20 protein-coding genes and 1 pseudogene are annotated in these 21,574 nt (G+C 64.8%); 2 read left to right on the forward strand and 19 right to left on the reverse strand.

Annotated elements, in window-relative coordinates; translation table 11 throughout:
* Positions 1–122, forward strand: a pseudogene (locus ACQGNJ_RS09825) (IS3 family transposase); the annotation flags it as partial.
* Positions 123–1,426: 1,304 nt separating this feature from the next.
* Here ACQGNJ_RS09825 and ACQGNJ_RS09830 read toward each other — a convergent pair.
* From ACQGNJ_RS09830 to ACQGNJ_RS09885, 12 genes are all read right to left on the reverse strand, one after another.
* Positions 1,427–2,239: a hypothetical protein gene (locus ACQGNJ_RS09830; protein WP_426689072.1), complete on the reverse strand. Its 813-nt coding sequence runs from the start codon at positions 2,237–2,239 to the stop codon at positions 1,427–1,429.
* 59 nt (positions 2,240–2,298) lie between these two features.
* Complete coding sequence (fabV, locus tag ACQGNJ_RS09835) at positions 2,299–3,501, reverse strand: enoyl-ACP reductase FabV (RefSeq protein ID WP_426689301.1); 1,203 nt, start codon at positions 3,499–3,501, stop codon at positions 2,299–2,301.
* Between the two features lie 280 nt (positions 3,502–3,781).
* Positions 3,782–4,522 carry a copper homeostasis protein CutC gene (locus ACQGNJ_RS09840; RefSeq protein WP_426689073.1) on the reverse strand — a complete coding sequence of 247 codons (741 nt, stop codon included), beginning with the start codon at positions 4,520–4,522 and terminating at the stop codon, positions 3,782–3,784.
* On the reverse strand, positions 4,519–5,568 hold the full coding sequence (locus tag ACQGNJ_RS09845) for a glycosylasparaginase (RefSeq protein WP_426689074.1): 1,050 nt from the start codon (positions 5,566–5,568) through the stop codon (positions 4,519–4,521). Before ACQGNJ_RS09845 ends, ACQGNJ_RS09840 begins: the two co-directional genes overlap by 4 nt.
* Before the next feature lie 81 nt (positions 5,569–5,649).
* Entirely contained in the window at positions 5,650–5,853 is a 204-nt protein-coding gene (locus tag ACQGNJ_RS09850) for a cold-shock protein (protein ID WP_007805352.1), read from the reverse strand.
* Positions 5,854–6,008: 155 nt separating this feature from the next.
* Positions 6,009–6,770 carry an S-methyl-5'-thioinosine phosphorylase gene (locus ACQGNJ_RS09855; RefSeq protein WP_426689075.1) on the reverse strand — a complete coding sequence of 254 codons (762 nt, stop codon included), beginning with the start codon at positions 6,768–6,770 and terminating at the stop codon, positions 6,009–6,011.
* A gap of 237 nt (positions 6,771–7,007) precedes the next feature.
* The gene (locus ACQGNJ_RS09860) at positions 7,008–7,565 is read right to left on the reverse strand and encodes a hypoxanthine-guanine phosphoribosyltransferase (RefSeq protein ID WP_426689076.1); all 558 of its coding nucleotides are present in this window, start codon (positions 7,563–7,565) and stop codon (positions 7,008–7,010) included.
* On the reverse strand, positions 7,562–8,578 hold the full coding sequence (gene nagZ / locus ACQGNJ_RS09865; RefSeq protein WP_426689077.1) for a beta-N-acetylhexosaminidase: 1,017 nt from the start codon (positions 8,576–8,578) through the stop codon (positions 7,562–7,564). The genes ACQGNJ_RS09860 and nagZ overlap by 4 nt, the downstream gene beginning before the upstream one ends.
* Positions 8,572–9,093 (reverse strand): CYTH domain-containing protein, encoded by a 522-nt coding sequence (locus ACQGNJ_RS09870; protein WP_426689078.1) that lies wholly within the window; start codon positions 9,091–9,093, stop codon positions 8,572–8,574. Before ACQGNJ_RS09870 ends, nagZ begins: the two co-directional genes overlap by 7 nt.
* A 1-nt stretch (position 9,094) precedes the next feature.
* On the reverse strand, positions 9,095–10,432 hold the full coding sequence (rlmD, locus tag ACQGNJ_RS09875) for a 23S rRNA (uracil(1939)-C(5))-methyltransferase RlmD (RefSeq protein WP_426689079.1): 1,338 nt from the start codon (positions 10,430–10,432) through the stop codon (positions 9,095–9,097).
* A 77-nt stretch (positions 10,433–10,509) separates the two neighbouring features.
* Positions 10,510–11,115: a YdbL family probable chaperone protein gene (locus ACQGNJ_RS09880; RefSeq protein ID WP_426689080.1), complete on the reverse strand. Its 606-nt coding sequence runs from the start codon at positions 11,113–11,115 to the stop codon at positions 10,510–10,512.
* Positions 11,116–11,164: 49 nt separating this feature from the next.
* Positions 11,165–13,186, reverse strand: coding sequence for a hypothetical protein (locus ACQGNJ_RS09885; protein ID WP_426689081.1), 2,022 nt, complete (start codon positions 13,184–13,186; stop codon positions 11,165–11,167).
* 45 nt (positions 13,187–13,231) lie between these two features.
* On the opposite strand from ACQGNJ_RS09885, the gene ACQGNJ_RS09890 reads away from it, so the two are divergent.
* Complete coding sequence (locus ACQGNJ_RS09890; protein ID WP_426689082.1) at positions 13,232–13,966, forward strand: response regulator; 735 nt, start codon at positions 13,232–13,234, stop codon at positions 13,964–13,966.
* On the opposite strand, the gene recO is transcribed toward ACQGNJ_RS09890, so the two are convergent.
* The 7 genes from recO to ACQGNJ_RS09925 all read right to left on the reverse strand — a co-directional run bounded on the left by recO (position 13,963) and on the right by ACQGNJ_RS09925 (position 21,563).
* Positions 13,963–14,727 (reverse strand): DNA repair protein RecO, encoded by a 765-nt coding sequence (gene recO / locus ACQGNJ_RS09895; RefSeq protein ID WP_426689083.1) that lies wholly within the window; start codon positions 14,725–14,727, stop codon positions 13,963–13,965. The genes ACQGNJ_RS09890 and recO overlap by 4 nt on opposite strands.
* Positions 14,728–14,837: 110 nt before the next feature.
* The gene (gene era, locus ACQGNJ_RS09900; RefSeq protein ID WP_426689084.1) at positions 14,838–15,770 is read right to left on the reverse strand and encodes a GTPase Era; all 933 of its coding nucleotides are present in this window, start codon (positions 15,768–15,770) and stop codon (positions 14,838–14,840) included.
* Between the two features lie 122 nt (positions 15,771–15,892).
* Entirely contained in the window at positions 15,893–16,552 is a 660-nt protein-coding gene (gene rnc / locus ACQGNJ_RS09905) for a ribonuclease III (RefSeq protein ID WP_426689085.1), read from the reverse strand.
* A gap of 3 nt (positions 16,553–16,555) precedes the next feature.
* The gene (locus tag ACQGNJ_RS09910; RefSeq protein ID WP_426689086.1) at positions 16,556–16,939 is read right to left on the reverse strand and encodes a DUF4845 domain-containing protein; all 384 of its coding nucleotides are present in this window, start codon (positions 16,937–16,939) and stop codon (positions 16,556–16,558) included.
* Positions 16,940–17,107: 168 nt separating this feature from the next.
* The gene (gene lepB, locus ACQGNJ_RS09915; RefSeq protein ID WP_426689087.1) at positions 17,108–18,004 is read right to left on the reverse strand and encodes a signal peptidase I; all 897 of its coding nucleotides are present in this window, start codon (positions 18,002–18,004) and stop codon (positions 17,108–17,110) included.
* A 101-nt stretch (positions 18,005–18,105) separates the two neighbouring features.
* On the reverse strand, positions 18,106–19,899 hold the full coding sequence (gene lepA / locus ACQGNJ_RS09920; RefSeq protein WP_426689088.1) for a translation elongation factor 4: 1,794 nt from the start codon (positions 19,897–19,899) through the stop codon (positions 18,106–18,108).
* A gap of 191 nt (positions 19,900–20,090) precedes the next feature.
* Positions 20,091–21,563: a Do family serine endopeptidase gene (locus ACQGNJ_RS09925; protein ID WP_426689089.1), complete on the reverse strand. Its 1,473-nt coding sequence runs from the start codon at positions 21,561–21,563 to the stop codon at positions 20,091–20,093.
* Positions 21,564–21,574 lie beyond the last annotated feature (11 nt).

Consider the following 21,574-nt stretch of genomic DNA (forward strand, 5'->3'; position numbering starts at 1 on the left):
CGGCGAGAGCGGATGTGTTCGAATACATCGAGCGGCACCACAACCCAAGGATGCGGCGAAGAACCGCAAGGCAGGATTTGAAGTTTTCCACCCTTTCACAACCGTCCGTGATTTCGGGGTAGAACCCAACTCCACTTCTTTAAAGATGCGATTCATCACCTTGTGAACGTGACTGAAGAAGATCTGAGGTACGGGGATGACAAAGCGGTCATCGGCTTGAAGCCCTGAGAACTCCCAAACAGGGTTGTCTAGGAAAATTCGATCTATGGCTTCGTCGCCCTGAGCAACGGGAGCAACAGTGGTGGCGACGAGCACCTTGGAGACAACGTCGGCTGCTATGCCAGTCCGTTCGGAGATCTCCTCCACCGATATGTACGCCAGCACCGACATCCGAAAATCCGAATGCGCCATCAATCTAGCTTGGACATCTCGCCGATCCACCCCGTTCGGCATACGCTCAATGAACTCGTCAGGAGTTCCAACTAGGTCCGTGTGCTCGCGGTAGTAGGCGTAAACAGCGGCCTCCGCTGTATCAGCAAGCATGACATGTCGCATGCGACTCATCCGCTTCGAATATTGCTCCTGCCTAAGCTCGCCAAGCGACCGATATATGCCGATAACATCAGAACAACGAAAACCGAACGTCGCAAACAAGTCTCCATCAAGCGCTGAATAAAGCTCCAAGGACAGCCCAACAACGCTGTCGTAGTAGCCCCAGTTGCGAACAATTTGCGTGTGTAGCCGCATACGCTCTTGGAGTGCGAGGACAGCATGCTGTTCCTCGTCTCGGGACACGCCCATCTGGTTCATTCGAACGGATGCAAATGCTTGGCGAGCAATCTTCAACGCGTCTACGACGTCCCCGGTCACTTCTGGCCCGACGATATTTCGCCCCCAGTTGTCCGCCGCAACACAAGCCATCAATCCCAGAAGAAACTCGATATCCGCCTGCTGGACGTCTGGCAGAAACGAACGATCACGGACATGGTCGTCACCCACTGCAACATACATTGCCCATCCGGATATCGTCATGACGAGCTCGACCGGATCGAACGTCGTTATAGCTTCTCGGAGTTGGCGAATTGCTCCTGGAAGCTGAGCACCCGCCTTATGGGCCTCCTTTATCGCCGACTTGCGCATCCGCCGCTTTTCTTTCCCCGAGATCACCCTTGTAACGTATCCAGTTGGAGTCCCATTCTTAAGGCGGCCCGGACGTTGCTTTTTTTGGCGCTTACGTCGAGCCATGGACGACATCCTTTGCACCCAAGAGGAAGAACAGAGTCAGTTCACTTTCTCACGACGGTAGACGCCACCGCAGGAACCAGGATCAGAGTTTTTTTGAGCTCAGTTTTTTTTGGACTCGTCACCGAATCGAGTTTTTCTTGAGTTAAGCCGTACCACGAAGTGGTGTCGATTGGGCCGCATGCTAATAGAGTATCTTGGTCACCTTCGCGACACCATCTATCAAATCTTTCACCTGTTCCGCAGTTGGTTCCGACGTCTTGTTGTGATCACACAGATTCCGGATATCAGCGAGATGTTGATTGAAGCGCCACTGCGGCACGTCAATAACGTCAGCCCCTTTCAGCGATTCATTGAAGTCAGCAATGGTCGGATGTTTTTTTGCGATCTTGACCCTGTGATTCTCACAGACTTGGCCGAGGTGTTTTTCAAGAACGACGCCAGCAACGGCGCCGGCAGCTCTATAAAATTTGTTCTTGAGCAGCTCCCGAGCTGCGTCGACCTCGGAGTCGAAGAGATCAGCTTGTACAAGCTGCTTGATTTCGAAGAGAGTGCTCTCGAAGCGACGCTTGATAGAGCGAGCGATAGCGAGCTGCTGTTCGAGGTGAGAAATTGCCGACTTTGGATCGGCAAGAACCTCGCCAAGGCGACTAATACGCAGACCCTGAAGCGCGTCTTCAATCCGATAATTTTCGAAGCCGATGTCTTTACGCCCTTTAGGCTTCTCATAGAGGCGCACGAAGTCTTGAGCTCGATCAGGTAACAGTTGTTTGATGAGCGTCAAGGCTTCGGAATACCACGGCTGATACGCCATCTTGAACTGCGGGATTTCTTTAATGAAATCCTTAGCCTTCTTTTTGTCTCCACCAAACTTCTCAAGTACAGCTTCTTCGAACTCATCGCCATATGCGTCGAGGGCAAGAGCACTGTGTACTTGTCCTCCGTCCTTGATCAGGCGGTCGAGGTCATCCTTGTATCGCTCCAGATTTGACGCCACGAATGCTTGCTCCTTTTCAACGCAGCCCAACTACTAACCTATCAATGACTTAAGTGATCTTAAAACTCGACGCAATCAAACCGCCGATCCGCCTCGACCTCGGCCTCATAATCCACATCCCCCCGATCAAACCCGAACAACTTCAAAAACTCGTGCTTGTACCCCGCGTAGTCGGTGATCTCACGCAGGTTCTCGGTGGTGACCGCAGGCCAGATCGTCTGGCAGGGAACCTGCACGTCGTCGCGCAGCTCCCAGTCGTCCAGCCGCAGGCGGCCTTCATCATCCAGCGCCGGAGCCGCGCCATCTGCCCGGTACAGCCGGTCATGGAACAGGCGGTTGGCCTGTTCGATCGGATTCTCGTGGATGCCCTTCTGCTTCATGATCTTGAAGGCGATCGACACGTACAGCGGGATCACCGGGATGGCGGCGCTGGCCTGGGTGACGACGGACTTCATCACGCCGACGTAGGCTTCGAGGCCGGGGTGGCGGCTGCGCAGTTGCTTGGCGGTGTTGTCCAGGTGCTGCTTGGCCTGGCCCAGGGTGCCGTGCCAGTACATCGGCCAGGTGATCTCGGTGCCGATGTAGCTGTAGGCAATCGTCTTGGCGTGGTCGGCGAGCACGCCGGCGGCGCTCAGCGCGTCGATCCACAGCGCCCAGTCCTCGCCGCCCATCACGGTGACGGTGTCCTTGATTTCCTGCTCGGTGGCCGGCTCGACGGTGGCCTCGATCACGGTGTCCTTGTTGGTGTCGACCGAGGTGTTGTGGAACGGCTCGCCGATGGTCTTCAGCGCCGAGCGGACCAACTCGCCGGTGTCCGGCATCTTGCGCACGGGCGAAGCCAGCGAGTAGACCACCAGGTCGATCGGGCCGCCGAGGTCGTTCTTGATGATCTCGATCGCCCTGGCGCGGGTTTCGTGCGAGAACGCGTCGCCGTTGATCGACTTGGCGATCAGGCCGGCCTGCTTGGCGGCCTTGTCGAAGGCCGCGGCGTTGTACCAGCCGGCGGTGCCAGTCTTCTCCGGGCTGCTGGGCTTTTCGAAGAACACGCCGAGCGTGGCGGCGCCGTAGCCGAACGCGGCGGTGATGCGCGAGGCCAGCCCGTAGCCGGTGGAGGCGCCGATCACCAGCACGCGTTTGGGTCCCTTGGCCTTGTCGTGGCCGGCGGCCTTGGTGATCTCGATCTGCTCGAGCACGTTGCGTTCGCAACCCACCGGGTGGGCGGTGACACAGATGAATCCACGGACTTTGGGCTTGATGATCACTCGCTGCTCCTGCGGCTGTTTCGGCAATTCGCCATAGTAACCAAGCGGGGCAGCCATGCGCTGCCGTAGGGACGGTTTGGCGCCCATGCGACGGATCCTGTCCGGGCTGGAAGCTGGAAAGCGTTTCATTCCAATGCATTCAACTCGCTGTTGCACGGTGAATGATTGAGCCAAGGTCAAGAGCTTTACCCCCTCCTGGCCTCCTCCTGCGACCGAAGGAAGTCCCTTTGGGGCAAGCAGGGGGAGGAACAAGAGCGCGAGCAGCCGGTTTGTGCGTTGATCAATGGGCCGTCGAAAGCGGCACCGACTGAAGTGCCATCACCAGCTCACGGACTTGCTCGACATCGCTGCGCAGCTCGCCAGCTTGCATGTCGCCAAGCAGCGGTCGCCGATGCTGCATGCCGGAAGGCAACTGGTATTTGGCGGAGGCGTGGAATTCGCGCGCGCCGGTGGCCGCTGCCAAGGCGGCGAGGTTCTGCGCGGTGATGCCGGCGCCGGGCATCACGACGATACGATCCCCGGCTTGCTGGACGAGTTCACGGATCAGTGGGCTGCCTTCGAAAGCGCTGGCCTGCGCGCCTGAGGTCAGGATGCGCTGGCAGCCGAGCGCCACGATGTCTTCCAGCGCTTGCGCGGGATCGCGGCTGAGGTCGAAGGCGCGGTGGAAGGTGACGCCGAGTCTGCCGGCGGCGGCGATCAGCGGGCGGCAGCGCGCGCTGTCCACCCTGCCATCGGCATCGAGCACGCCGAGCACCACGCCGTCGCAGCCCAGCGCCACGCAGGCTTCGATGTCGCGCCGCATGGTTTCGCACTCGAGGTCGCTGTAGAGGAAGTCGCCGGCACGCGGGCGGATCAGCACGTGCAGCGGAATGTGCAGGCGTTCGCGGGCCAGCGCGATCTGCGCCTGCGACGGGCTGAGGCCGCCCAGCTCCAGCGCGGTGCACAGTTCGACCCGCCCTGCTCCGCCGGCCTGGGCGGCCAGCGCCGAGGCGACCGAGTTGGCGGCGATTTCCAGTATCACGAGTAGCTCGTGGTGTAGACGCTTTGCGAGGGAATCAGCTTGTCCTGCGTCGTTGCATCGCATACGGCGTAGGCGAAGCCGTGCTGGATCGCATAGGCACCGACTTCGCCGGCGCGGTTCATGGCGAGGAAACCCACCTGGATGGTCTTGGAGGCTTCGCGACGCTTGTTGACGATGCGCATCACCGCTTCCTTGCAGGCTTCGTGCGGCGAGCGGCCCTGGCGCATCAGCTCGACCACCAGGAAGCTGCCGGCGTTGCGGATCACTTCCTCGCCGACGCCGGTGGAGGTGGCGCCGCCGACTTCGCCGTCGACGTACAGGCCGGCACCGATGATCGGGCTGTCGCCGACGCGGCCGCGCATTTTCCACGCCATGCCGCTGGTGGTGCAGGCGCCAGCCAGGCGGCCGTGCGCGTCGAGCGCCAGCATGCCGATGGTGTCGTGGTTGTGGGCACCGCCGGGCATGCCGGGGCTGCCGCCCTTGCCGTAGTCGTGCACTTCGCTGTTGATCGAGGGCTGGTACTTCGCTGTTTTCTGCCACTCGTGCCAGGCTTTTTCAGCTTCCGGTGTCAGCAGTTCCTGCTTCTTGAAACCCTGCTCCAATGCGAACTGCAAGGCACCCTCGCCGACCAGCAGCACATGCGGCGTGCGTTCCATCACCCGCCGCGCCACCGAGATGGGATGCTCGATGTGCTCGATCGCCGCCACCGCGCCGCAGTTGCCGTCGGCGTCCATGATGCTGGCGTCGAGCGTGACGTGGCCATCGCGATCGGGGTAGCCACCCTTGCCGACGCTGTGGTTTCTGAGGTCGGACTCGGGCACCTGCACGCCGGTTTCCACCGCGTCGAGGGCATGGCCGCCCCGGCCGAGGATGGCCCAGGCCGCCTGGTTCGCGGCGATGCCGAAATCCCAGGTGGAGACCACCCGCGCGCCGGTGGCCTTGATGCCGTTGGCGATCGGCGCGGCAGCGAGCTTGCCGCCCCAGCCCAGCATCGACGCGGAAACTCCCAGCAGGGAGGCCTGGAGGAAACGCCTGCGATCAGTCATGACTATCTCCGGCTCGACAAAGCAAAAACCCCGCACAGGATGCGGGGTTTCGTTCTTGCTATGCAACGTTTGCCGGGCAGATCAGGCAGCTTCAACCGCCGACGCCTGGGCGCCCTTCGGGCCCTGGGTCACTTCGAACTGAACGCGCTGACCTTCCTGCAGGCTGCGGAAGCCCTTGGTGTTGATCGCCGAAAAATGGACGAACACGTCCGCACTGCCATCCTCGGGTGCGATGAACCCGAACCCCTTGGCATCGTTGAACCACTTGACCGTACCGAAACTCATTGCGAGAACCTCTGGATACATGGAGTGAGTACGCCAGGTTTATGCGCGGCTGATCCCCCCGGTTCGCCGCCCTGACCGCCGGGAAAATAGCAAGATGTGAAGGCGCATTGCAATACGAAAATGTCGTGTGGGTGCACAAACTCCGCTGGCGGACTTCAGCCCCGCAACAGTTCGGCCAGGATGCGCGGCACCTCGGCGGTGGCGGCGGCCAGGTGGGCGAAGATTTCCTCGATGCTGATTTCCGCCTCGTCGCCGCAACCGGCGGCGAAATTGGCGACCAGTGCCAGGCAGGCGTATGCCAGCCCCAGCTCGCGTGCCAGCACCGCCTCGGGCATGCCGGTCATGCCGACCAGGTCGCAGCCGTCGCGCTTCATGCGGGCGATTTCGGCGCGGGTTTCCAGTCGCGGGCCCTGGGTGGCGCCGTAGCAGCCGCCGTCGATCACCTCGATGCCGGCCTTGCGCGACGCCACCAGCAGATGCTGACGCAGCGATTCGGTATACGGCTCGCTGAAGTCGATGTGCTTCACCTCGGCGCCGTCGACGTCGCAGTAGCTGGTGGTGCGGCCGTGGGTGTAGTCGATCAGCTGGTCGGGCACCACGAGCACCCGCGGGCCCATGTCGCTGCGGATGCCGCCGACCGCGTTGACGCCGAGCACCCGCCGCGCACCCAGGCTGTGCAGCGCCCACAGGTTGGCGCGGTAATTGACCCGATGCGGCGGCAGCGTGTGGCTCTCGCCGTGGCGGGCGAGGAAGGCAATGCGCTTGCCGGCGAACGTGCCGACCACGATGTCGCCGGAGGCCGGGCCGTAGGGTGTGTCCACGCGATGACGCGCGGTGTCTTCCAGGCCCGGGAAGTTGTACAGGCCGCTGCCGCCGATGACGGCCAGGTCGATGGAGGGGTGGTCGGGGTTGGGCATGGTGGTAATCCGTTGCTGATGAGTCTGCTCGCCGGCTCTGCTCGCCGGCCTTGCTCCCTCCCCTGCGCAGCAGGGGAGGGTTGGGGTGGGGTCGCTCTTGGTGGGGTGGGAAGGCCAGATCAAAAGCTTCACCCCCTCACCTGAAGGACTCCCTGCGGTCGCCAACCTCCCCCTGCGACCGAAGGAAGTCCCTTTGGGGCACGCAGGGGGAGGAGCAAAGCGCGCGCTGCCCTGTTCTCAGGCTTCGTCTTTCAGCGCATAAATCCCCGGCAGATTGCGGCCCTGCTCGTAGTAATCCATGCCGTAGCCGAACACGAAGCGGTCGGGCAGTTCGACGCCGTTGAAGTCCGACGCGACGCCTTCGACCAGGCGGTCGTGCCGCTTGGTGCACAGGCTGGCGATCAGGACTTTCTTCGCGCCGCGCCTGTAGCAGTCTTCGCGCACTTCCTTCAGCGTGTGGCCTTCGTCGAGGATGTCGTCGACCAGCAGCACCACGCGATCGGTCAGCGGCACGATCGGTGCGCGCAGCCAATGCAACTCGCTGCCGGTGGTCTCGCCGCGGTAGCGGGTGGCGTGCACGTAGTCGAATTCCATGTCGGTGCGGATCGCCAGCGCCAGCTGGCCGGCGAAGATCAGCGCGCCGTTCATCACGGTGAGGAACACCGCACGCTCGCCGTCGAGCGCGGCGTCGATGCGCGCACCCATGTCGGCAATCACCGGCTCCAGCGCGTCGCGCCCGTACAGCAGGTCAGCCTGCGCCAGCGCGTCGGCGAGGGAGTGGGTTGCAGTGTTCATGCGGCTCCTTGATCGGCATGCAGCGCCGTGATGCGCGCAACGAAGCGGTCGCGCTGTGGATTGTCGATGAGGCCGGCCCAGCTCGGGCCGATGGCGCCGCGCAGTGCGGCCAGGAAGGATGGCATCGCGGCGAGGTCGGCCGGCATCGCGGCGATGGCTTCGTCGACCACCTCGGGGAAGCAGGCCAGCACCAGGTCGCAGCCGGCATCCAGATGCGCGCGCACCCGCTCGCCGACCGTGCCGGCCGCACCGGCGGCGGCCATGCTGATGTCGTCACTGATCACCACGCCGGCAAAGCCCAGCTCGCCACGCAGGATCTGTTCGATCCAGATCTTCGAATAGCCGGCGGGCTGGCTGTCCACGGCGGGATAGATGACATGCGCCATCATCACCGCCTCGACGCGCGCCTCGATGCATTCGGCGAACGGGCGCAGGTCGTCATGGCGGATCTGCGCCAGGCTGCGCGGGTCGATCGCCGCCACCTTGTGGGTGTCGCCGACCACCGAACCATGCCCCGGGAAATGCTTGAGCACCGCGGCCATGCCGCCCAGGTGCATGCCGCGCACATAGGCCTGGCCCAGCTCGCCGGCCACGGCCGGATCGGCGTGAAACGCGCGCAGGCCGATCGCCGCGTTGCCGCGGGCCAGATCGACCACCGGCGCGAAACTGAAATCGACGCCGCTGGCACGCAGCTCGCTGGCCATCACCCAGGCGTGCTCCTCGGCCAGCCGGATCGCCTCGGCCGGATCGCGGTCGTACACCGCGCCGATGGTCGCCAGCGGCGGCAGCCGGGTGAAACCGTCGCGGAAGCGCTGCACCGGCCCGCCTTCCTGGTCCACCGCAATCAGCAGATGATCGCCACCGACTTCGCGGATCGACTCGCACAAGGCGATAAGTTGTTCGCGCGATCGATAGTTGCGCGCGAACAGCAGCACGCCGGCGACGCCGGGGGCGCGCAACCAGGACTTCTCGTGTTCGGCCAGTTCCAGCGCGGCCACGCCGATCATCAGCATGCAGCATCCTCGGCGGCGCGTTCGGCCGGCGACCACTGCCGGTACGGATGCGCGATCAGGTTGACGTTGTAGTAGCGCGTCAGTGCGCTCACCTCGCGGCCCAGCCACGACGGCCGCGGAAACGATGCATCCACCGCAGGCAATTCGACTTCGGCGACGATCAGGCCGTGGTTGTCGCCGTTGAATTCGTCGATCTCGAACAGCACGCCCTCGACGCGGACATGGTGGCGGATCTTCTCCAGCACACCGTCGCACAGGCTCGCCAGCATGGCGCGCGCATCGGCCACCGGTATCGGATAGTCGAACTCGGCCCGCGCGATGCCGGGCGTGGCCGCCTTGATGTTGAGCCAGGCCTTGTTGCCCGCCAGGCGTGCCCGCACCGACGCGCGTGCGTGACCTTCGCGCAAGGCCTGCGCGCCGACCACGTAGCCCTGCGCCATCGGCTCGCTGCGCTCGACACTTGCGCGCCAGCTGTCGTCGGCAAGCAGGAATTTTCTTTCGATTTCTATAGCCATGTCACCTCTCGAACAGCGCGATCGATTCGACATGGGCAGTATGCGGGAACATGTCCATCACGCCGGCCGAGGTGAGCCGGAAGCCGTGCTGGTTGACCAGGATGCCGGCGTCGCGCGCCAGCGAGGCGGGATGGCAGGACACGTAGACAATGCGCCGGGTCTGCTTGTGCGGCAGGTACTCCAGCACCTTGTCGGCACCGGCACGCGGCGGGTCCAGCAGCAATTTGTCCCATGGCTGCTTCGCCCAATCGGCGTGGCGCTGGTCCTCGAACAGGTTGGCGACATGGAACTTCGCGTTGTCGATGCCATTGCGCGCGGCGTTTTGCGCGGCACGCTCGACCAGTCCGTGCTCGCCTTCCACGCCGACCACTTCGGCCACCCGACGCGCGATCGGCAAGGTGAAATTGCCCAGCCCGCAGAACAGGTCGAGCACGCGATCGGTCGGCTGCGGGTCGAGCAGCTCCATGGCGCGCGCCATCATCAACTGGTTCATGCCGGCGTTGACCTGGACGAAGTCCAGCGGCTGGAATTCCAGTTCCACGTCGGCAAAACGCGCGTCGTCGCTGGCAATGCGGAACGCCAGCCTCGGCTGCTCCGGCCACAGCGGATGCACGCTGCTGATACCGCCGGGCTGCAGGTAGATCGCGAAACCGTGCTGCTGGCCGAATGCGGTGAGCGCGGCCTGGTCGCGTTCGCTGAGCGGCTGCAGGTGGCGAAACACCAGCGCCATCAGCTCGTCGCCGGCGGCGAATTCGATCTGCGCAATGGTGTCGGCCGCGTCCATCGTGGCGAGCAGTTCGGCCAGCAGGCCGACCTTGGGCCCGAGTGACGGGTGCATCACCTCGCAACGCTGGATCGGGGTGACGAAGCGCGGGTTCTGCTCTTCGCGGAAGCCGACCAGCACGGCGCCCTTTTTCGCCACGTTGCGCACCGACAAGCGACCCTTGCGTCGGTAGCCCCACGGCTCGGCGGTGAGCGGCGGCAGCCATGCCGCCGGCGTGACCTTGCCGATGCGCTCGAAATTCTCCGCCAGCACGCGCTGCTTGGCGGCGATCTGCGAGGGTGCGTCCAGATGCTGCAGCGAACAACCACTGCACAGCGCGAAGTGCTGGCACCGCGGCTCGACCCGGTGCGGCGAGGCGCTGAGCACCTCGACCACGTCCGCTTCGTCGAAATGCCGATGGCGCTTGCGCAACTTCGCGATCACCTGCTCGCCGAGCAGCGCGCCGCTGACGAAGACCGTCTTGCCGTCGATCCGGGCCACGCCGCGACCATCGTGGCCGAGGTCGGTGATGTGGGCTTCGAAGGGCTTGGGCGAAACGGAATTGGATCGGGACATGGCGTCGCGTTGGCTGAGGGCTGGCCGCCGATTATCCCAGATCGGCCAGCCTCACGCCCCGCGACGCCCTGCCCGGCTCATTTTTTCTGCCAGGCGCCGGAAGCATCCTGGTAATACCAGCCGGCGCGCGCCTTCTCGATCCAGCTCTTGGCGAAGGTGGCGCGGATCCGCGCTTCCCACTCCGGGTGATTGTTGGCGTTGGCAATTTCGCGATACAGCGCGGTGCGGTCGCGGTTCTCGTCGGCCACGCTGGCATTGGCCTGCGCGCGGGCGCTCAGCGGCACCTTGGCGGCGTCGCGCATGGCGACCATGCCATCGCGGGTGAAGCCCACCGCGCCACTGTCGAGCAGCTCGCCCAGCGCGCCCTGGAAGCGCGCATGCATGCGCGCGCGGATCGCCTCGGTGGCCGCGGTCTGGATGCGGATGTCCGGCACGTCGCCGGCATGGGCGGCCGGCACCAGCAGGTCGAGCAGCATCGCCGACGGCTGCGGTCCGCCATTGCCGGCTTCCGGCTTGGGCGTCTTCGGCGCGGGTGCCGCCGGAGTGGCCTGGTCCAGCACGTGGCCGATGAACTGGTCGGCGGCCTTCTGCGCGGCGGCCTCGGGGAAATACACGTTGATCGTGACGCAGCCGACCAACGCCACGGCCAGTGAGGTCAGGATGACGTAGACGCGCTTGCGCATGATGAACTCCAGTAGTGATGGGGGATGGATGGGTGGCAACCCGCCCGGCTCAGCGGATCTGCGGGGCTTCCCCGTGGATGGCGTCCTGCAGACGCTGGACCAGGGTTGGCCAGTCGACCTGGCTTTGATGGCCGATCACCTGCAGTCGCGGCAGGCCGCTGCCTTCGACGATAGTGTAGCCGTCGCCGGTGGCGTCCAGCCCGCTCATCCGGCAGACCGTGCCCTGCAAGGTGCAATTGAGGCCGATGCGTTTGTAGCCGAAGGTCTTGAACAGCTTCAGCACGGCGCCCTGCAGGCCGGCGGCGATGCCGCCACCACCTACCGAGGTGAGGTTGTTCACCGCGCGCTGGCTGATCCGGCCGCCTTCGCCGGCCAGCAGGCTGGCCTTGAACGCCACCGGCGTCCAGTTGACCAGGCGCAGCTGGTCGATCGAACCATCCAGCGGTCCGGTGATGCTGCCGAAATCGAACACGCTGGTGATCGCGGCCAGGTCCAGTTGTTTCAGCGCGATGTCGCCGGTCAGCACGGGCGTGGCGCCGAACGGCTGCTGCAGCGACAGCCGGGTGATGTCGACAAAGCCACCGAACAGGTTCGCCGACAGTCCGCCGTCCAGCTCGAAGCGATCGTCGACCCAGCGCAGCGAGGGGATCGCGCCACCGAGCGTGCCGGGGAACGCCGGCCAGCCCATGGCCTTGCTGAAGGCGGTCATGTCGACGCCGGTCACCACCATCGACGCGGCCAGCCGCTGACCTCGTGCCGCGGCCGGCCGCCAATCCAGCTGGCCGATCTGCAATTGTCCCTGCAACACCGGGATCTGCAGCGGCTGCTGCAGGGCCAGCATGCCGGCGCGGCTCTGCCAACGCGACTTGGCCGCGCCGTTGGGTACCCGATAGAACTGCAGGCTGCGCCAGGCCAGGCTGGTGGCCGGACGCTCGCCATCCAGTGCCCAGTCGAGCCCGCCTTGCAGGCCATCGACCGCCAGATGGCCGTCGGCATCGGCCAGGTCGATGCCGTCGGCATTGAACGCGAAACTGTGCGGACCGTCCGCGCGCAAATCCAGGCTGGCATTCAGCTGCCCGTCGATGCGCATGTCGCGCAGGCCCAGCGAACTCAGCCAGGCCTGACCATAACGCTGGTAGGCGGCCGGGAAACTGGCATGCAGACGATCCAGCCGCAAGCTGTTGAGCTCACCCTTGGCATCGAACGCGAGCGCGCCATCGAGTTGCAGGGCATCGGCATCGTTCACCCGCAAGCGGCTCAGTTCGAACGCGCCGTGCTGGGCATTCGCATGCAGACCGATCTGCACCGGATGATCCGGCAGCTTGGCGTAGAGCGGACCCAGCAGCAGTTCGCCGCCGCGCAGGCTGGCATCAAGGTCGATGCTGGCCGGGCCGCTGGTGGTATCCAGACTGTAGCGGCCGCTGCCATTCAGGCCTTGCCCGGCCAGGGTGCCGGCAGGCGTGTCGAAGCCGGTATCGGTCAGGGTGAACTCGCCCGAGGACTGCAGGCCCTGGTCGCGCAGGTCCAGCGCCAGTTCGGCGGTGAGCTTGCCCGCGGTGGGGCGTCCTGACCACACCGTGCCAAGCAGGCCGTGGAGCCAGCCGGTGGGCAGATTGTCCACGCTGATCTGCGCGTGGGTGGGCTGGTCCAGCGGCAGCCAGGCGCTCGCCTTCGCCTTGCCTTGCTGGATGTCGACCAGCAGGGTATTGGCCGCTGCACTGACCTGCACGTTCACGTGGGCATCGCTCAGCGCGCCGCCGGGGGCATCGGCCAGACGCACCTTGCCGTCCAGCGTCCAGCGCAGGTGGACATCGCGTTGCAGGTTGCCATCGACGCTCAGGCCCAGCCGTCGCCAGCCCATTGCCGGAATATCCGCCTGGGCCGCGTTCATCTGCAGGTGCAGCCCGCCGCCGGCGTCCTCGCCGATGCGCAGCGTCACCGTCTGCAGGTGGATGCCTGGCGCCTTGATCGACTTGGCCGTCAACAGCACGTCTGCCCGTGCAGGCAGCGCCCAGCCGATGCACAGCAGCAGGCAGCAACAGAGCAGCAGATGGCTTGAAGTCGGGCGCATGTCAGGCCATTCTGCCAAATCAAGATGAACGATATGGAATTCGTCATGATCAGCGACCTCGCCAGCGCCGCCTCCGAACCCGACAACCTGCCCCGCCCGCGCGTACTGGTGGCCGATGATGACCCGGGCAGCTGCCGATTCCTGTGCGATGGACTGGCCTCGATGGGCGCCGATGCGGAAGCGTGCATGGACGGCCAGGCCGCGCTGGCGCGGGCCGGCAGCGAATCGTTCGACCTGCTGCTGCTGGACTGCCGCATGCCCGGTGCCGGCGCGCTGCAGATCCTGCAGGCGCTGCGCGACGACGTGCAGGCACGCTCGGCCGACAGCATCGCGGTGGCCACCAGCGCCGAACTGGCACCCAGCGATCGCCGGGCGCTGCTCGACGCCGGCTTCAGCGAGGTGTTGCTCAAACCCTGCGGGCTGACCGAGCTGCGTCGGGTGCTGGCGCTGGTGCCGATGGACGAGCGCGGCGCCAGCGTGCTGGATGACCAGGCCGCGCTGAACACCACCGGCGACGCCACCACCATGCGCGCCTTGCGCTCGCTGCTGCGCGAGGAGCTGGTGTTGCTGCAGCAGGACCTCGACACGCTGAGCCTCGATCGGGTCAACTTCAGCGACCGCCTGCATCGCCTGCGTTCTTCCTGCGGTTTCTGTGGCGCCAGCGCGCTGTCGCGACAGACGATGCTGCTGCAGCAGCAACTGCTGCAACGCCAGGCCAGTGCCGCCGCGCTGACCCGGTTTCGCCAGACCTTGCTGGCCACCTTGCAGGCACTCGGCTAGTCGGCCGGAAGCGGAGGCAGCGGCTCCGCCGGCGCCGGCTCGGAGCCCGACGGGCGTCGGGACACCGCCATCGCCAGCACCCGCCAGGCGCGCAGTTCGCCGCCACCCAGATGGAAGCGGACGACCCCGCGAACCATGTCGCGCAGCGCCTTCAGTCCGCTGGCATCGGGCATGCGGTCCTCTTCCAGCGCCAGCAGGTCGCCGCCGCGAATCGCATGCGGACTGCCGGCAGCGCAGCGCACCGCACCCTGCTCGACCTCGTAGCGATAGCTCGCCTGCGCGTCCAGCGGCTCGCCGGAGACCGCGTCGTACTGCAGCTGCAGGCCGTAACCGGTGGACTCCAGCAGATCGCGCTCGAACCGGCGCAGGGTCCAGGCCAGCGACGGATCCGTGGCCAGCCGTTGCAGGGTCAGCGCGTAGGCATCGAACAGCGCTGGCGAAGGGTCCTGCCGTCCGGTAAGACGGACCACCAGCTCGTTGAGATACAGCCCGGCGAGCCCGGCATCGCCGCTCAGGCGCGTGGGCGTGCCGACGGACTCGACCGCCGTCAAGGTGGCCATCTCGCCGCGCAGCAGCAGGTCCATGCGCAACGGCTGGAACGGCTCCAGTTGGGCTCGCTTGAGCCGCGCCCGTTCGCCGCGCACACCGCGCGCCACCACGCCGAGCCGGCCATGCTCGCGGCTCAGGCATTCCAGCAGCAGCGACGTCTCGCGATAAGGACGCGCGTGCAGGACGTAAGCGGGCTGCTGTTCGATGCGCATGGAAAATCAGAAGTGAGGTGAGAGGAGTGAGAAGTGAGAGAAAAGCGGGAAGGTAACAGCGGTCGTTAGCCTTTCTCTCACTTCTCACTCCTCCTTTCTCACTCCTCGCTCTAATCCGTATAGCCGAACTTCTTCAGCATGTTCTCGTCGTCGACCCAGCCTTCGCGCACCTTCACCCACAGCTTCAGGAACACCTTGCGTTCAAACATGCGTTCCATGTGCCGCCGGGCCGCACTGCCGATCGCCTTGAGCTGGACGCCGCCGTTGCCGATCACGATCGCCTTCTGGCCATCGCGCTCGACCCAGATGATGGCGTGGATCTCGGCGATTCCGTCGGGGCGGTCGCTGAACTGCTCGATTTCCACGGTGGTGGCGTACGGCAGTTCCTGGTCGAGCCGCAGCATCAACTGCTCGCGCACCATTTCGGCAGCCAGGAAACGCTCGCTGCGATCGGTGACCTCGTCTTCGCCGTACACCGGCGGCTGCACCGGCAGGCGCTTGAGGATCGCCTGCTCCAGTTCCTTCAGGCCCTGCTTCTTCAGCGCGCTGACGTAGTGGATCTCGTCGTAGCTGTGCGTGGCCACCAGTTCGGACACGAACGGCAGCATCACCGTCTTGTCCTTGTTGAGGTCGACCTTGTTGATCACCAGCAGGCGCGGCGAGGACTGCTCGACCAGGGCGGCGTACAGCGCCTCGTCCTCATCGGTGAAGCGACCGGCCTCGATCACCTGCACCACCAGGTCGACGTCGCTGATCGCCGAGCGTGCGGCGCGATTCAGGCTGCGATTCATCGCACGCTTGGCGCCGCGGTGCAGGCCGGGCGTGTCGACATACATGATCTGCCCGGCCTCGCTGGTGTTGATCCCCAGGATGCGATGGCGGGTGGTCTGCGGGCGCGGACTGATGATCGACAGGCGGAAGCCGATCAGCGCGTTGAGCAGGGTCGATTTGCCCACGTTGGGGCGTCCGGCCAGCGCGACCATGCCGCAGCGGAAATTCTCGTGCGGCAGGATGCCGCCGGCGGGGTCCAGTTCGTGCTTCATGACTGATGGTCTCGACAAGTCGGATGGCAAGTGTAGTGCTTCGCCGCAAACGGCAAGCGGGTGACGACGCCGAACCCGCCGCATGGCTGGGTCGGGACCGCGTCTGCAGCGGGAAAACGGCGTCAGGCGGAGCGCTGCTGCTCCAGCAGCTGGTTCAGCACCATCTCGGCGGCGTCCTGCTCGGCCGCGCGCCGGTTGCCGCCGTGGGCCTCGGCGATGAACGCCATCGGCTCGACGATGGTGCAGCTGACGTCGAAGGTCTTGGCATGGTCTTCGCCGTGACTGGCCACCAGCTCGTACTGGGGCAACGGCCAGCCCTTGGCCTGCAGCCACTCCTGCAGCCGCGTCTTGGCGTCTTTCGATGAACGCCGCAGCGCGGTGATCCGCTCGGCGAACAGCCCGCGCACGGTATCGCGGCAGGCGTCGAAACCGCCGTCGAGATAGACCGCGGCGATCGTGGCCTCGAACGCGTCGGCGAGGATTGATTCGCGGCGGAAGCCGCCGCTTTTCAACTCGCCCGGGCCGAGCTGGAGTTCGTCGCCCAGCTCCAGTTCACGCGCCACCACGGCCAGCGCCTGGCCGTTGACCAGCTGCGCGCGCAACCGCGACAACTCGCCCTCGCTGGCCTTGGGGTGAGCCTCGTACAGCATCTCGGCGATGATCGCGCCGAGCAGCGCGTCACCGAGAAATTCCAGCCGCTCGTTGTTCGGCTTGCCGATACTGCGGTGGGTCAGCGCCAGTCGGGCCAGCGCCGGATCCTGGAAGCGGTAATTCAGTTCCAAAAGTTACTCGCCCACGTTGCCCTGCAGCGGAATGCTTTTCGAGAAGTGCAGCAGCAGGTCGATGTTGTACATGAACGGGATGTCCTTGTCGTAGGCCACCTGCAGCTGGCTGGCGCCACCAGCGTCCTTCTTGATGGTGATGTCTTCCGGACGGACCACCGCGTCATCCACGTACTGGAAATCCATCTTGCGCAGCAGATCGCGACGGATCTCGTCCAGCGACTTGCCGGTGGTTCCCTCGCTGGCGAGCTGCTCCATCGCCTTGACCACGCCACCGTACTCGGAATACGACGGCACCAGCTTCATCGCCATGTAGGCAAAGAAGCCGAACACCGCCAGGATGAACAGGAACCCGACCAGGGTGACGCCCGTCTGTTTCGATTTCATAGTCCCCTCGCTATGCCGCTTCAAACGGCGTGCCTTGCATGGATGATGATGACCTGTGCAGCGCCCGGTGTCCCCGCGCCGGCGTGCCGATTATGCCTGCGGATTCTCGCACTGTTGACGCCTGCATGTGCGAGGGTTCGATCCGGTCACGCTTTGACCCGCCGGCCTTCAGTGGATGACCGTACCGATCCGCGAGAAGTCCACGCCGCCGGTACCCCAGCCCTTCCAGCTCATCCAGATCAGGAACGCCTTGCCGGCCAGGTTCTGCTCCGGCATGCAGCCCCACCAGCGGCTGTCCAGGCTGTCGTAGCGATTGTCGCCCATCACCAGATAGCAGCCTGCCGGCACCTTGGACGGCACCCGGTCATTGGGGATCGAGTTTGGCGTGTTGTAGGCGGGCATGCGCGCGATCATGTGGTTGACCTTGCCCAGATGCTCGGTCCACACCGTGGCACCCATGTTGAGCATGGTCTCGTCCACCGTGCGGCGGGGATTGCCCACGTAGGGACCGATCACGTCGGCGGTCACCGGCTTGCCGTTGATCAGCAACTCGTCGCCATGCACTTCGATGCTGTCGCCGGGCAGGCCGATCACCCGCTTGATCCAGTTCTGCGACGGCACCGCCGCATGCGGATCGTTGCAGCTCATGTCGCCGCTGCGCACCAGCCTGCCGCCGTCCCGGCACAGATAACCGGGGAAGCGGAACACCACCACGTCGCCACGTTCGGGCTCGCCCAGGTCGACGAACTTGTTGTTGAACGCGGGCAGGCGCAGGCCGTAGGCAAACTTGTTGACCAGGATGAAGTCGCCCACGTCCAGCGTCGGCATCATCGAACCGGAGGGAATCCGGAAGGGTTCTGCCACGAACGAGCGCAGCAACAGCACCACCAGTACCACCGGAAACAGCGAACGCGACCAGTCGACGGCGACTGGCTCGTGGTAGTCCTCGCCCGCCGCATCCAGCCGCGCCTTGCGCTTCTTGTAGAGGAACAGGCGGTCCAGGCCCCAGACCACGCCGAACAGCACGGTCAGGCCAAGCAGAATCGCCGAAAAATCAAAATCCATGTGTTGCTCCTTCGGAGCCGGGATTCGAGATTCGGGATTGGGGATTCGAAGGGCGATCTGCCGCTTTTCCGAATCTCGAATCCCGCATTCCAAATCGCGGGTTATTTATCCACTCTGAGTACGGCGAGGAAGGCTTCCTGCGGAATTTCCACCCGGCCCACCTGCTTCATGCGTTTCTTGCCTTCCTTCTGCTTCTCCAGCAACTTCTTCTTGCGGCTGACGTCGCCACCGTAGCATTTGGCAAGCACATTCTTGCGCAGGGCTTTCACCGTGGAGCGCGCGACGATCTGCGCGCCGATGGCCGCCTGGATCGCCACGTCGAACTGCTGGCGCGGAATCAGATCCTTCATCCGCTCGACCAGTTCACGGCCCCGGCGTTCGGCGTGCGTGCGGTGCATGATCAGGCTCAGCGCATCGACGCGCTCGCCGTTGATCAGCACATCGGTACGCACGAACGGACCGGCCTCGAAACGATCGAAGTGGTAATCCATCGAGGCGTAGCCGCGCGAGACGGATTTCAGGCGATCGAAGAAATCCATCACCACTTCGGCCAGCGGCATCTCGTAGCTGATCTGCACCTGACTGGCCAGGTACTGGATCGAGCGCTGGATGCCGCGCTTTTCCTCGCACAAGGTGATCACGTTGCCGATGTATTCCGGCGGCGTGAGGATGTTGGCGATGATGATCGGCTCGCGGATTTCCTGTATCAGACTGGAGTTCGTCGGCAGCTTGGCCGGGTTGTCCAGCATCAGGATCGAGCCGTCGGTCTTGAGCACCTCGTACACCACGGTCGGCGCGGTGGTGATCAGGTTCAGGTCGTATTCGCGCTCCAGCCGTTCCTGCACGATCTCCATGTGCAGCATGCCGAGGAAGCCGCAGCGGAAGCCGAAGCCCATCGCCTCCGATGACTCCGGCTCGAAGAACAGCGCCGCGTCGTTGAGGCGCAATTTGTCCAGCGCCTCGCGCATCGCCGGGTAATCGTCCGAGGACACCGGAAACAGGCCGGCGAACACGCGCGGCTGCATGGTCTGGAAGCCGGGCAAGGCCTTGTCGGCGGGCTTGCCGGCGTGAGTCAGCGTGTCGCCGACCGGCGCGCCGTGCACGTCCTTGATCGAGGCGTTGATCCAGCCCACTTCGCCGGCACCAAGCTTGTCCAGCTTCTTGCGCTTGGGCGTGAACACGCCGACATCGCCCACTTCGTGGGTACGCCCGGTCGACATCACCAGCAGCTTGTCGCCCGACTTGATCTCGCCCTGCATCACGCGCACGAGAGACACGACGCCAAGGTAGTTGTCAAACCAGGAATCGATGATCAGCGCCTGCAGGCGATCGGTATCGCGCGGCTGCGGCGGCGGGATGCGGGCGACGATCGCCTCCAGCACCTCGACCACGTTCAGCCCGGTCTTGGCGCTGATCGCCACCGCGTCGGTGGCATCGACGCCGATCACGGCCTCGATCTCAAGCTTCACCTTTTCCACATCGGCGGTGGGCAGGTCGATCTTGTTGATCACCGGCACCACTTCCAGGCCCATCTCCACGGCGGTGTAGCAATTGGCCACCGACTGCGCCTCGACGCCCTGCGCCGCGTCGACCACCAGCAGCGCGCCCTCGCAGGCCGCCAGCGAACGACTGACCTCATAGGAGAAGTCGACGTGACCGGGCGTGTCGATGAAGTTGAGCTGATAGGTCTTGCCGTCACGCGCGGTGTACGGCAGCGACACCGACTGCGCCTTGATGGTGATGCCGCGCTCGCGCTCGATCGGGTTGTTGTCCAGCACCTGCGCTTCCATCTCGCGATCGGCCAGGCCGCCACAGATCTGGATGATGCGATCGGCCAGGGTGGACTTGCCGTGGTCGATATGGGCAATGATGGAGAAGTTGCGGATCAATTCCATGGAGCGCTGGCGGCCTGTGGTCGGGCTGGGGCTGGGCACCACGCACCGGCGCGGCGGCGCTGCCGTGAGGCAACGCTAACCCGGCATTATCGCATGGAAAACAGGTGCCATCAGGGCGCGTGGAGGAAAGCGGCGCCACCCCCGGAAGGATGGCGCCGCAAGGCCGGTTCAGCCAGCCGGGAAACGATGATTCATCGAGCCGCCGGCACGGTCAAACCCACGAAATTGCTTTGATCGCCACGACGCACCAGCAGCAGCACGGTGCTGCCGGCCTTCACGTTCTTGGTGGCGGCCTCGAACGCAGCCACGCTGCCGACCTTCTGCTGGTTGACCATGGTGATCACGTCGCCGGCACGCAGGCCGGCCTGCGCCGCCACCGGACCGGTGATTTCATCGATCACCACGCCCTGCCCGGCCTGCAGGCCCAGCTGGCTGCGCGTGTCGCTGTCGATCGACTGCACGGTCAGGCCCAGGGCGCTCGAGCCGCCCTGGCTGGCCGCAGGCGACGAAGCGAGGTTGTTGACCGCGTTGTGATCGCGTTTTGCCTCGCTGATGGCGACCTCCAGCGTCTGCTTCTTGCCGTTGCGCAGGATTTCCACCGGCACCTTGCTGCCCGGCTTGGTCATGCCGACCAGCGGCGGCAGATCCGAAGCCTGCTGCAACGGCTGGCCGTTGTAGCTGAGGATGATGTCACCGGGCTGGATGCCGGCCCTGGCCGCGCCGCTGTCCGGGGTGACCTCGACCACCGCCGCACCCGCGCCGTTGTCGAGATTGAACGCCTTGACCATATCGTCGCTGACCGGCCCCATCATCACGCCGAGCTGGCCACGCGATACGTAGCCCTTGGTCTTCAACTGCTGCACCGCGCTCATCGCCACATCGATCGGGATCGAGAACGACACGCCGAGGTAATCGCCGGTGTTGGAATAGATCTGCGAATTGACGCCCACCACGCGACCTTGCAAGTCGAACAGCGGGCCGCCGGAATTGCCGCGGTTGATCGGCACGTCGGTCTGGATGAACGAGGTGTACGGCTGGTCGCGCTGGCCCAGGTTGCGCCCCACCGCACTGACGATGCCCTGGGTCACGGTGTAGTCGAAGCCGAACGGCGAGCCGATCGCCAGCACCCACTGGCCTGGCTTCAGGCTGCGCGAATTGCCCAGGGTCACCGCCGGCAGATCGCTGCCGGCATCGACCTTGAGCAGGGCGATGTCATAGGTCGGATCGGTGCCGACCACCTTGGCCGTCAGCGTGCGTCGATCCTGCAGGCGCACGGTGACCTTGTCGGCGTGGTCGACCACATGGTTGTTGGTAAGGATGTAGCCATCAGGCGAAATGATGAAGCCCGAACCCAGCGAGGTGTGCTTCTGCTGTTGCGGCGAAGGCATCATCGGCATGCCGAAGAAACGGCGCAGGATCTCGGCCTGCGGATCGTCGGGCGCGCCCTGACCGGGCATCATCTGGGAACCGGCACGGCCACCGCCAGCCATCGGTTCGCCGCTGTATTTCGCTTCGACATGGACGACCGCCGGCGCGTTCTGCTGCACGATGCCGGTGAAATCCGGCAAGGCCACGCTGGGCGGGGTCTGTGCCTGCACCACGCCGACACTGGCAACGCCCAGCAAGGCGCAACACGCCAGGCTGCGCAGGATGGAATGATTCATGGCTCCTCCTC

The organism is Rhodanobacter ginsengiterrae (assembly GCF_050026815.1).
Taxonomy (GTDB): Bacteria; Pseudomonadota; Gammaproteobacteria; order Xanthomonadales; family Rhodanobacteraceae; genus Rhodanobacter; species Rhodanobacter ginsengiterrae.

What these genes read in the sequence shown, in the direction of transcription:
- ACQGNJ_RS09845 (WP_426689074.1), bottom strand. Translation starts at nt 5,568, where the DNA reads ATGACTGATCGCAGGCGTTTCCTCCAGGCCTCCCTGCTGGGAGTTTCC.
- ACQGNJ_RS09850 (WP_007805352.1), bottom strand. Translation starts at nt 5,853, where the DNA reads ATGAGTTTCGGTACGGTCAAGTGGTTCAACGATGCCAAGGGGTTCGGG.
- ACQGNJ_RS09855 (WP_426689075.1), bottom strand. Translation starts at nt 6,770, where the DNA reads ATGCCCAACCCCGACCACCCCTCCATCGACCTGGCCGTCATCGGCGGC.
- ACQGNJ_RS09860 (WP_426689076.1), bottom strand. Translation starts at nt 7,565, where the DNA reads ATGAACACTGCAACCCACTCCCTCGCCGACGCGCTGGCGCAGGCTGAC.
- nagZ (WP_426689077.1), bottom strand. Translation starts at nt 8,578, where the DNA reads ATGCTGATGATCGGCGTGGCCGCGCTGGAACTGGCCGAACACGAGAAG.
- ACQGNJ_RS09870 (WP_426689078.1), bottom strand. Translation starts at nt 9,093, where the DNA reads ATGGCTATAGAAATCGAAAGAAAATTCCTGCTTGCCGACGACAGCTGG.
- rlmD (WP_426689079.1), bottom strand. Translation starts at nt 10,432, where the DNA reads ATGTCCCGATCCAATTCCGTTTCGCCCAAGCCCTTCGAAGCCCACATC.
- ACQGNJ_RS09880 (WP_426689080.1), bottom strand. Translation starts at nt 11,115, where the DNA reads ATGCGCAAGCGCGTCTACGTCATCCTGACCTCACTGGCCGTGGCGTTG.
- ACQGNJ_RS09885 (WP_426689081.1), bottom strand. Translation starts at nt 13,186, where the DNA reads ATGCGCCCGACTTCAAGCCATCTGCTGCTCTGTTGCTGCCTGCTGCTG.
- ACQGNJ_RS09890 (WP_426689082.1), top strand. Translation starts at nt 13,232, where the DNA reads ATGATCAGCGACCTCGCCAGCGCCGCCTCCGAACCCGACAACCTGCCC.
- recO (WP_426689083.1), bottom strand. Translation starts at nt 14,727, where the DNA reads ATGCGCATCGAACAGCAGCCCGCTTACGTCCTGCACGCGCGTCCTTAT.
- era (WP_426689084.1), bottom strand. Translation starts at nt 15,770, where the DNA reads ATGAAGCACGAACTGGACCCCGCCGGCGGCATCCTGCCGCACGAGAAT.
- ACQGNJ_RS09910 (WP_426689086.1), bottom strand. Translation starts at nt 16,939, where the DNA reads ATGAAATCGAAACAGACGGGCGTCACCCTGGTCGGGTTCCTGTTCATC.
- lepB (WP_426689087.1), bottom strand. Translation starts at nt 18,004, where the DNA reads ATGGATTTTGATTTTTCGGCGATTCTGCTTGGCCTGACCGTGCTGTTC.
- lepA (WP_426689088.1), bottom strand. Translation starts at nt 19,899, where the DNA reads ATGGAATTGATCCGCAACTTCTCCATCATTGCCCATATCGACCACGGC.
- ACQGNJ_RS09925 (WP_426689089.1), bottom strand. Translation starts at nt 21,563, where the DNA reads ATGAATCATTCCATCCTGCGCAGCCTGGCGTGTTGCGCCTTGCTGGGC.